The organism is Alicyclobacillus acidiphilus NBRC 100859 (assembly GCF_001544355.1).
Classification (GTDB): Bacteria; Bacillota; Bacilli; order Alicyclobacillales; family Alicyclobacillaceae; genus Alicyclobacillus; species Alicyclobacillus acidiphilus.
Genome location: NZ_BCQI01000021.1, coordinates 37748 through 47645, shown reverse-complemented (window position 1 = coordinate 47645; position 9898 = coordinate 37748). Strand labels below are relative to the sequence as shown.

Sequence of the window (9898 nt, the reverse complement as noted above, 5' to 3'; positions counted from 1 at the left end):
GATTTTGCGCGTTTGGATGGCAGATAGCGCTTGCTAATTGTGTCTATGATTGACTTTATTCAGGTTTCAATAAAATGGAATTCATAACAATGTTGCATGCTTAGCAGCGGCATCTCGTAGGTGCGTTGACATACTTAGCCGTGTTTAGTGATATGGATGGTTGCCGCCGACCCTTATCGATATGAAGACTGAGACCCAACAACGATTGGTCGGTTTGAAGCAAATCACTGTGCGTCCGTTAGTTTGTAAATGCTAACCAAATAACAAGGGGGGCTGAGAATGAAAATCCACGCAATTGAAACTGGGCTTGTTTCGGTAAAGTCCAGACAGAGGAAGGGAGTAGGGGCAATTGGAAGACGCCTTAACACGTTATTGGATAGGACGTGGACCGAATGGTTGCCAATATACTGCTGGGTGGTCGAACATCCAGAAGGGATCATTGTAATTGACACAGGGGAAACAGCAAGAACGTCAGATCCATCTCATTTTCCCAAATGGCACCCGTATTTCCGTTTTGGTGTACGAATGCGGGTGGAGCCGGAGCAAGAAGTAGGGTCAAGAATCAAAAAACTAGGGTTGTCTTTAAATGACGTACGGTGGGTGATTATGACTCACCTTCATACAGATCACGCTGGTGGGATATATCATTTTCCGACATCGGAATTTCTCGTATCACGTCGGGAATATGCACTGTCTCTGGGATGGAAGGGAAAATTAAGAGGCTACTTACCGAACTGCTTCCCAACGTGGTTTGACCCGAAAATCGTGAGCTATACTCTCGGAGAGTACGGTGCGTTCAGAACAGGGTATACCGTGACAAAAGCTGAAGATGTGTTAGTGGTTCCAACGCCGGGACATACCCTTGGGCATCAGTCCGTTATTGTACGTGACGGGGAAATCACGTACTTTTTTGCAGGTGATACTTCCTATAGCGACCAACTGATGATAGAGAGAAGTATCGATGGTGTTTCTCCAAATGCAAAGCTCGCCAGTGAAACAATTGATCGAATTCATGCGTTTATCAGTGGAGGACCTACAGTTTATCTCCCCAGTCACGATCCACAGTCGAAGGAACGTATGGTGCAAAGAATCCCGACCATCGTTTCTTGAAAATGCGGCGTGTCAGTCCCATGACAAGCGATGTAGGCTACAAGTGGTTGCCAAACGAGCAGGCACATATCTCCTTGGTTGACTACACTGCCATTTGGCGTTTGTTAGATTGGGCAATCATCTGGATTCGAAAATTCGAGCGATGATCTCTGAAACGGAACCTATTAGACCGTGTGCGAAGAGGTCGCAGGTACGCATGTCGTGGGTAGGTCTCACTACGGAGCCCGTCTGAGCATGCACTGAGGTTACGTAGGAATTTACGTATGGGAGCACTTTACCCGACGTCCCGACGTCGCGGTGATGCTTTGCAGAGGTTGTTGTCATTCACCATAGCGTAATATGGTGGTTGAACTGACAGTAACCTGAATAGAAATGTTCGAGGTGAACGAATGACTCCGGGGACCAAACAGTTTCAATCTCACATATGGATGGGTATCTTTGTATCTGGAGTTGGCATTTCGGCTATCGGAGATTTCATATACCTGGTTGCCGTCAACATCCTTGTTCTCGATCAAACACACTCGGCATCCGCTGTTGCAGGTCTGTGGGTTGTGTCGAGGATTGCCGCTTTCATTGTCGGACCATGGGTCGGAAGCATAACCGATCGATTTTCCCGCAGGAAACAACTGATTGGTATCGAATTTGCCCGTGCGGTGTTGATCGGTGTGTTGCCGCTGCTGTCCCACTTGGCTTCTATTTACGCACTTCTATTTTTACTTGGAGTCGGGAGTACGTTCTTCGGGAGTCTGTTTCTTCCGTATCAAACGCTGCTTATTCCTGAGGATTCCAGGAAACAAGTAAATTCGATTGTTAGCACACTTCGGTACAGCGCATTTTTGACGGGACCTGCCATTGCTGGCGTGCTCTCAATGCACGGAAATGCTTCCATCCCTCTTTGGTTGGATTCGGTTAGTTTCCTGGCTTCTGCAATATCGTTCATCTTGTTACCTGAATTGGGTACGCCACAAGCATCGACGGAAAGACAGCACCCTTGGCGTACCGTGTTCAAGGATTGGCAAATTGCGTTTCAATTTCTCAGCGAGAACCGACTGTTTACTGTCCTATTTGGTTTAAATGCACTGATTAACATTTTTACCCTCACGGCAGACACGCAAGAGGTTGTCTTTGCCCGGCAAACACTGCACCTTGGGCAACTTGGTTACGGAATGATGGTGACTTTCGCTGGGGTAGGATTTGTCTCTGGTTCCCTGATGTTATCGATCACGTCCAAAAGGATCAGTACAACATGGCTTTTGGGTATCGGCACACTGTTGAGTGCGTTGGGATATCTGCTCTATGCTCTAGCACATTCATTTTGGTCGGCTGTTGGGGGTCTTATCGTTTTGGGGTTGTTTGGTTCGAGTGCGAGCGTTGGTTTCACCACATACACGCAACAGGTAATGCCGGTGTCGCACATGGGAAGGATCAATAGCGTGGTCGGTCCACCTCAACAATTCCTCAACATCGTGTTTATACTGCTTGGAGGTTTTGTAGCGACTTGGTTAGGAGTACGCAGCTTGATGGTCGGGATGACGACGTTGATGGGATTGGCCGCGCTCTCGATAGCGTTTCTTTCGTTGTCGCCGAGGAATCAGTCGAAATTGACGGATCCTGCGCCGAATAGGGCTTCTTGAAGGGCGACCTAGCCCTATAACAAGCTACGCAAAATACAAAAAACGGAAGATTTATGAGGATTCGACGTTGTAGGGGGCGTTGCCATTACCATGGTGTAACATCGATGTAGAGCCTCGTACTCTATGGCGAAGACCAAGGAACGCGTGAAGAACTTGGAAACGCGACGCGGAAGAATCCCGCGGCGATTGAGGAATGGCATATAGGTATTACTCTACAAGATCATGACCGAAAGGCTTATCGAGTGACATGTTGACGGTGCCTTTCGGTCATTTCAAATCTAGCCCCAATTCCGCCTTCTGATACTCAGTCATCCAGAGACAATATGGTTACGGTGTCTTACGAGGTGTTGCAGGTATGACTGACAGAATGGTCGCGTAACAAAACATCGCCACTGATGAACTGATTGCCATAGATAAGGAGCCTCCATAACTAGGGGCGCCCACATATCTCGAACCTGACGCCCACGCCACAAGTATGGCGAACATCGCGACACAGGAGAGCATGGTCAACAATGTTTTACCGACAGGGATGGCACGCGCAATCCCCGCGATGCCAGAGGCGACTAATATTGTACCTAGTAAAGCGTGTACAGTCAGTGCCAAAGGACCATTCGTCACCGCTTTGCCAAAACTCGCAAGCAGCGAGGTCCCGGCGGCATGAGCGGGCAATGCCGCGTAGAGACGTCCTCCCATTCCAATACCGTCTTCAATGAGGAGAAGTACCAAGGCTACAAACGAAGTAACACGTAGGTTCGAGATTTTGCGCTGTTCTGTACCACTCATAGCATCACCTTCCCACCGGCAATGTCGAGCGTGATACCAGTAATCCATGAAGATGCGGACGAAGCGAGAAACAACGTCGCCGCTGCAACATCTTCAGGCTGCCCGAGGCGTCCTAATGGGAACGCGGTGGCAAGCGCTTTGCGTTGTTCTTCTGGAACCCGCGAGCGCATATGGTCGGTTTCGATCGCCGAGGGGGCAATGCAGTTCACTCGGATTCCGTCTTTCGAAAATTCCCCAGCTAAGTGGCGACTCAAAGCAATCACGCCAGATTTCGCCGCTGCATACGCTGCCGACGATTTTGCGGCTTGGCGAGCCGCCGCGGAGGACATGGTGACGATGGCACCTGATTGTCGCTCGATCATATCTGTCAAGAACGCGGAAATCGTGAGAAAGGTTGACGTAAGGTTCGCTTCTATGACTTCACGCCAATGTGTAACCGTCTCCTTCGCGGTAGGTACGGGCATTCCGTTGCCTCCAGCAAACACGGCAAGAATGTCTACGGAGCCGAGTTGTTTGGAAACTGTGTCATGTAGTCGTTCTACATCGCTTTGGACAGTGCAGTCTGCAGCCACGCCAATGGCGTGGCCGCCTTTAGATAGAATACCGCTAACCGTAGCATCAATAGCCGTTTGTTCTCTCCCGACCACGGCGACGGATACTCCATTTTTCGCAAGAGCTTGAGCGGTAGCGGCTCCGAGTTCGCTCGACCCACCGGTTACAACGGCCACTTTGCCAGCGAGGTCTGGGTAATTCGGAATGAAAGGTATACTAGGCGATTTCATTTTTACCTCTCCCTTACATGTGTTGTAATGCAGCGTGGTTACTACGCGAGCCGATACAGAATGGGCATGGCACCTACGTGATGGGTGTCAAGGTTAGCCAGCAAATAATTTCGGAAACTCCTCTTGGGCATTTGCTTCGCTAGAAAACTGGGCAGGCTGCCCTCGAAGCGGGCATAGTTGAGTGCAACATAATCGGATGCCTCTGGATTTGTGGGTACGAGTAATAGAGAATTGTCTAGGTCCATCTCGACTCGGTACCAGTCTGCCATATAGTCCCACAGTTCCATCAATGTTGCTGCGTCTTCGGCAACAAAGTAGTTAAACAGGAATAATCCGTCTTGCGTGCTGTTGACCTCGCCAAAACGCTTCATATTCATTGCAGGCATCACATGGACCGATTTCGAATGGGTTCTCAGGTATTCGACCAGTGCTTCGTAGAGCGGCGTACCTTGAACTTCTGCCAGTGATTCTTTGTTTTTCATCTCAATCAACACCGCAACATCAAATCGTGCAATCCGGATCGAACCAGCGTGATCTTTCACATAAGGGAGTCGGCTCACTGGCGGCAGACCAACTGCCCTAAAGGTGTGAATGGTATCGACGCAGTCCACCTGCTCCAGATGTTCGACTAGGTCTTTGAGTTCTGCCAAAAGCCTGGGGTCAGTGTTGGGTCGAAAGGGAAAACTGGGTTCGCACGTCTGGGCGGCAATGTGTATATAACCGCGGGACGTTGGCTCTTCCAAGGGTACGCGACTATATTTGCTATCAGCGTTTACAATTGAAACGTTCACGTACACGCCTCCTTTTGGTGAAAGTGATGAATGCAGAGTCATCGGCCAGCACGTCAAAGGGATATCCTTTCTGAATGTATTCTCCTTCCATGTATCCCATTTTTATCAGTGGGAAACTAGAGCAGAAGCACACCGTGCCAACGTGCTATCAGTCATCAACGGACGAATCGGTTCACTAACCCCTTAAAGTCTCACGGAGATGTCTGTATTCTTCTTCAGTGATGTCTCCTTTTGCCAACCGTCGTTTCAAGATGATTTCGGGATCACTGACTTTGCTCCACGCTCTGTACGTTGGTCCACCGCAGCCGTAACCGTAGTGGCGAAACCGGCGAAAGCAGACGATACGAGAGACGATGAAACAGAGTGCCACGAAGAAGAAAAATCCAAACGGAAAGACTAACGGAAAAAACCCGAATCCGTAAGGGTGTCCCCACCACATAATCAATTCCCCCTTATGCTGTCACGTATTTCAGCGCGTGACCCTAGGATATCGATGCAATGTCTCAAATCTGTGGGGGAAAGTGTCACGAAACGATCAACAACGCATCACAAAAGAGGCACAATCAGTTGCCGACCACCCAGATGCGGTACGCAACATGCTACACTTGCCCTGAATTGAGATAAAGGATTGATTGCGAAGTTAAGTGGAAGGGGATCTCTATGAGCAATGCAAAAACAATTCTAGTCGTCGATGACGATCCATCGATTGTGGAACTCATGAGAGATTTTCTCGAAAATGACGGTTTTCGAGTTGACGTTGCAACCAGCGCAGACGAGGCATTGGATGTGCTCAAGCGTGCATCGGTGGATTGTATGCTTCTCGATGTGATGATGCCCGGTCAAACCGGTTTTGATTTGTGCAAGCAGATTCGTATAGATCGAGGCGATGTTCCGATCTTGTTTTTGAGTGCTCGGGACAATGATGTGGATAAGATACGTGGACTGGGAATTGGCGGAGATGACTACATCGTCAAATCTGCGTCCCCAGCAGAAGTGGTCGCTAGAGTTAAAGCGGTATTGCGTCGGATGAATTCCAAACAATCCAGTCGCCAAGTGGTTCTCGACTACGGCAGACTCGTATTGAACATATCGGCACGCGAGGTGACGGTGTCCGAACAGTATGTCTCATTGACGCCGAAGGAATTTGATTTACTTTGCTTGTTGGCTGAGCATCCTCGCCAAGTATTCACTTATGAATATCTCCTCGCCAAGTTCTGGGAAGGCATTGGCGATAGGCATACGGTTCGTGTTCATATTGCGCGGATTCGAGAGAAGATTGAGCGCGATGCAAATAAGCCCGAGTTTATCATCAATGTGTGGGGTGTCGGGTATCGATTTGAGGGGACACCGAAATGAGAATTCGAAAATACATGGTCATAGGCGTGCTTTGTATTGTGGTGTTTCCTTGGTTCGTCTACTTTTTTATATCAATGGTTGACGGGCACTCATGGAAGACGCAAAGCAGTGTCCAACAGGCGAACCTGGCACGGACCATCAAAATGGTTGCCCAACATGAGCGCAATTGGAAAAATCCCGAGTGGCAGCACGGTGTGGCTGCAGAATTAGAGCGTCAGGGCATTGACATAGAGATACTTTCTTCCACGAATCAAGTGATATTTGAATCTGAGAAGCACCCCCATCCACGCTGGATGTCGACGCAACAAGCGATGGTGATGAACGATGGAAAATGGGTCGGAACTGTCCTGTTATCGTCTCCGGGAAACGCTGACCCGACGGCGGCGATTGGAGCGATCGCAGCGGCCATCCTTGCTATTGTTTTTGTCAGCTTTCAAATAGGACGAAACGTGATAAAGCCCTTGGAATCAATGAGTCGCGCAGCACTGCAAATCGCTGAGGGAGATCTCGACTTTAAGCTTGCTTCATCAAGCACAGTGGAGATCAGGCAGGTACGTAATGCGTTTCAGGTCATGGTAAACGGGCTTCGTGAAGGTTTTGCGAAGCAACAGAAGTTGGAGGATGAACGGCGGTTCTTCATCGGTGCAATCGCGCATGATCTGCGTACCCCGTTGTTTGCATTACGTGGGTGCCTGGATGGCATAGAGCAAGGCATTGCCTCATCCCCAGACAAAATGATGCACTATGTTTCAGTTTGTAAAGAAAAAGCAATTCACCTTGAACGCTTGGTTTCTGATTTATTCGCTTTTACCCGACTCGAATATATGGAACAGACGCTTCAAAGGGAATCCTTCAATTTATCTGAGGTCGTCAATGCAACGGTTTCAAGCATGGCTCACAGAGCACAAGAAAAGGAAATTTTGTTGGATACGAAGATGCCGACAGGTGAGTTTTTTATCTCCGGCGACCCGCATCTTTTGGAACGGGCTATCACAAATCTATTGGATAATGCGCTCAAATACACACCCAATGAGGGCAAGATAACGGTTGAATTGCAGACAGAACCGGAGAAGGCCGTACTGAAGATATGGGATACTGGTCCAGGTTTTCTACCTGATGATTTGACGCACATGTTTGAGCCGATGTATCGGGGAGATACGTCAAGAAACCTCTCCACAGGAGGAGCAGGTCTTGGGCTTACCATAGCGAGGCGTATTTTCCGTTCACATGGAGGAGATCTATTTGCTGACAACTCGCCAAGTGGAGGAGCTGTTCTTACAGGATGGATTCCACAGGACTCCACTTCGATTGAATAATGCATAAGAGCATCTGGCGCGCCCAATGAGCAGGCACGCCAGCTTCTGTTTACACTTCCCACTGCTGCTTTAATTCGGCCAACACCCGGCTGATTCGCGAAATTTCAGCCGCCAGTGCACGTTGCTCGATCTCGCTGGACACTTCAGCCGCGACAGCCTGCGCCAATCGATATTCCAACTGGTGAATCTGATTGTGCACGTGCGTCGGGATATCGCGAGACTGACTGCGTCTGGCCAGCCAACTTTCGTACGAGCCGTCAAACGCCTGCACCGTTGTCGCGCAAGCTTGCGGCGACCTTGTCAGATGCCAGATGCGGTTGGCGATCCGCTTGGTCAGAAAGCGATCGTGCGACACTATCAGCAAGGCGCCGGGCCGAGCCGCGAGCGCCTCCTCAATCCGTTCGCGCGCGTCGATGTCGAGGTAATTTGTCGGCTCGTCGAGCACGAGCAGATTGGCTTTTGAAAAATACAGCTTGACGAAGGCGACGCGGCAGCGTTCGCCCATGCTCAGATCGGCGATTCGCTTGAAGACGTCGTCCTGTCTGAAGAGAAATCCCGCCAGCACGGTGCGCGCGTGGGACAGCGTCATGCCGTCCATCGCGAGGATTGTGTCGAGAACGGTCTGCTCAAGGTCGAGATCGTCCAGTTCCTGCGCGAAGTAGCCGATTTGCAGCGCGGGGTGCTGGTACACCCGGCCCCGGTTTGGCGCCAGGCGGCTGGTGAGCAGTTTCAGCAGTGTCGACTTGCCAGTGCCGTTTCGGCCGATGACCGAGATCTTGTCGCCGCGGCGCACATCGAGGCTGAGGTGTTGAAACAGTGCTGTCGATCCGTATCCGAATGCGACCTCGTCGAACCGAATCAGCGTCTTCGCCGATAACTCGCCGTCCGCAAAATCGAGTCGAAGCGATGGCCCTGATTGCGGCCTGTCGACCATCTCCCTTTCCAATCGCGCCAACGCTTTCTCCTTGGCTTTGAGGCGAGTCGAGTTCTTTTCCGCTTTCTTGCGCAGATGAAAATCGATCCCGGCGGCTTCGTGCGCTTGCGCATACCACTGTTGGTAGCGCCGAATGGCCTCGAGCAGATGCTTCTTTTCTCTCACCTGTTTCTCGTACAAGGCGGTTTGCGACTGGATCTCGAGATTGCGCTGGGCCCGAAAGGACGTGTATCCACCCACATATCGCTTCATACCGTTGGCCGTGAGCTCGACGACCGCATGGGCCACGTCGTCGATGAACTGACGATCGTGGGATACGAACAGAACAGCACCCTGGTACTGCTTGAGCCAATCCTCCAGCCACTCCAGCGTTTCCGTGTCAAGATGGTTGGTCGGTTCATCCAAAATGAGGAACCTTGGATTCGACACGATCAGACGAGCCAGTTGAGCGCGCGTCTTTTCGCCGCCGCTGAGCAGGTGGTACGGCGTATCGCATTGATCCTTTCGAAAGCCGAGGCGGCTCAGCGTCTGCTCGACTTCGACTTCCCAGTCGTAGCCGTTTCGCGCGATGTACTGTTCCATCGCCTCGCCGTACGCGGCGACGACGTTTTGGTCGAGATTGGCAGACGACATCTCGCGCAAAACCCGCTGCAGTCGTTCCATGTCTTTGCGAATTCCGTCGAGCCCGGGCTGCCCAGACTGCACAAACGCGCGCAAGGTGGAATCTTGCGCCACCGAGATTTGTTGTCGGAGCCAGCCCCATTCTGCAATCGGATCGCGCCGCCACACCTTGCCGCTGTCAAACGTGATGTCGTTCATCAATCCCCGGATGAACGTCGTTTTGCCGATCCCGTTGGCCCCAAACAACGCAACGCGCTCACCTTCGGCAATATCCATCGATATATGCTCAAAGAGCCGCTTTCCTTCCCATTCCTTCGCCACATCCTGAACGCGAATGACAAATGCCATGCCGATTCCCCCAAATGATCGGCCTCGGGAGATTCCATGTGTAATGGCCGCGGGTGATTCGCAGGCCGCAGAACGAAAAACCGCAGGCCTAGGCCTGCGGTTGAACATGTCGATTTCGATGTGTCTTCGAGATGGCTGTCGCGATTCGCTTGGCGATCCACAGCGCAGGAAGAGGCTGTGAAACGGTCGTTGGCGATATCCCGCCAGCCTTTCGATATCCAAC

The 9898-nt window shown here is 50.9% G+C and carries 9 protein-coding genes; 4 read left to right on the top strand and 5 right to left on the bottom strand.

Going from position 1 to position 9898, the window contains the following annotated elements:
• Positions 1 to 279 precede the first annotated feature (279 nt).
• Both AAC01S_RS09950 and AAC01S_RS09945 read left to right on the top strand, forming a co-directional pair.
• Positions 280 to 1110, top strand: coding sequence for an N-acyl homoserine lactonase family protein (locus AAC01S_RS09950; protein ID WP_067621546.1), 831 nt, complete (start codon positions 280 to 282; stop codon positions 1108 to 1110).
• Between the two features lie 389 nt (positions 1111 to 1499).
• A complete protein-coding gene (locus AAC01S_RS09945) occupies positions 1500 to 2744 on the top strand; it encodes an MFS transporter (protein ID WP_067621545.1) in 1245 nt (414 codons plus the stop codon).
• Between the two features lie 327 nt (positions 2745 to 3071).
• Here AAC01S_RS09945 and AAC01S_RS09940 read toward each other — a convergent pair whose 3' ends face one another.
• The 4 genes from AAC01S_RS09940 to AAC01S_RS20220 form a co-directional block, all read right to left on the bottom strand.
• A complete protein-coding gene (locus AAC01S_RS09940) occupies positions 3072 to 3527 on the bottom strand; it encodes a hypothetical protein (RefSeq protein WP_067621544.1) in 456 nt (151 codons plus the stop codon).
• Positions 3524 to 4309: an SDR family NAD(P)-dependent oxidoreductase gene (locus AAC01S_RS09935; RefSeq protein ID WP_067621543.1), complete on the bottom strand. Its 786-nt coding sequence runs from the start codon at positions 4307 to 4309 to the stop codon at positions 3524 to 3526. The genes AAC01S_RS09940 and AAC01S_RS09935 overlap by 4 nt, the downstream gene beginning before the upstream one ends.
• Positions 4310 to 4350: 41 nt before the next feature.
• Positions 4351 to 5100: a hypothetical protein gene (locus tag AAC01S_RS09930; protein WP_067621542.1), complete on the bottom strand. Its 750-nt coding sequence runs from the start codon at positions 5098 to 5100 to the stop codon at positions 4351 to 4353.
• 175 nt (positions 5101 to 5275) lie between these two features.
• Positions 5276 to 5539, bottom strand: a complete 264-nt coding sequence (locus AAC01S_RS20220) for an SHOCT domain-containing protein (RefSeq protein WP_067621541.1) — start codon at positions 5537 to 5539, stop codon at positions 5276 to 5278.
• 221 nt (positions 5540 to 5760) lie between these two features.
• Between AAC01S_RS20220 and AAC01S_RS09920 the strand changes: the two genes are divergently transcribed.
• Together AAC01S_RS09920 and AAC01S_RS09915 are read left to right on the top strand one after the other, a co-directional pair.
• On the top strand, positions 5761 to 6456 hold the full coding sequence (locus AAC01S_RS09920) for a response regulator transcription factor (RefSeq protein ID WP_067621540.1): 696 nt from the start codon (positions 5761 to 5763) through the stop codon (positions 6454 to 6456).
• Positions 6453 to 7772, top strand: coding sequence for a HAMP domain-containing sensor histidine kinase (locus AAC01S_RS09915; protein WP_067621539.1), 1320 nt, complete (start codon positions 6453 to 6455; stop codon positions 7770 to 7772). The genes AAC01S_RS09920 and AAC01S_RS09915 overlap by 4 nt, the downstream gene beginning before the upstream one ends.
• Positions 7773 to 7821: 49 nt before the next feature.
• On the opposite strand, the gene abc-f is transcribed toward AAC01S_RS09915, so the two are convergent.
• A complete protein-coding gene (abc-f, locus tag AAC01S_RS09910) occupies positions 7822 to 9675 on the bottom strand; it encodes a ribosomal protection-like ABC-F family protein (RefSeq protein WP_067621538.1) in 1854 nt (617 codons plus the stop codon).
• Between the last annotated feature and the right edge of the window lie 223 nt (positions 9676 to 9898).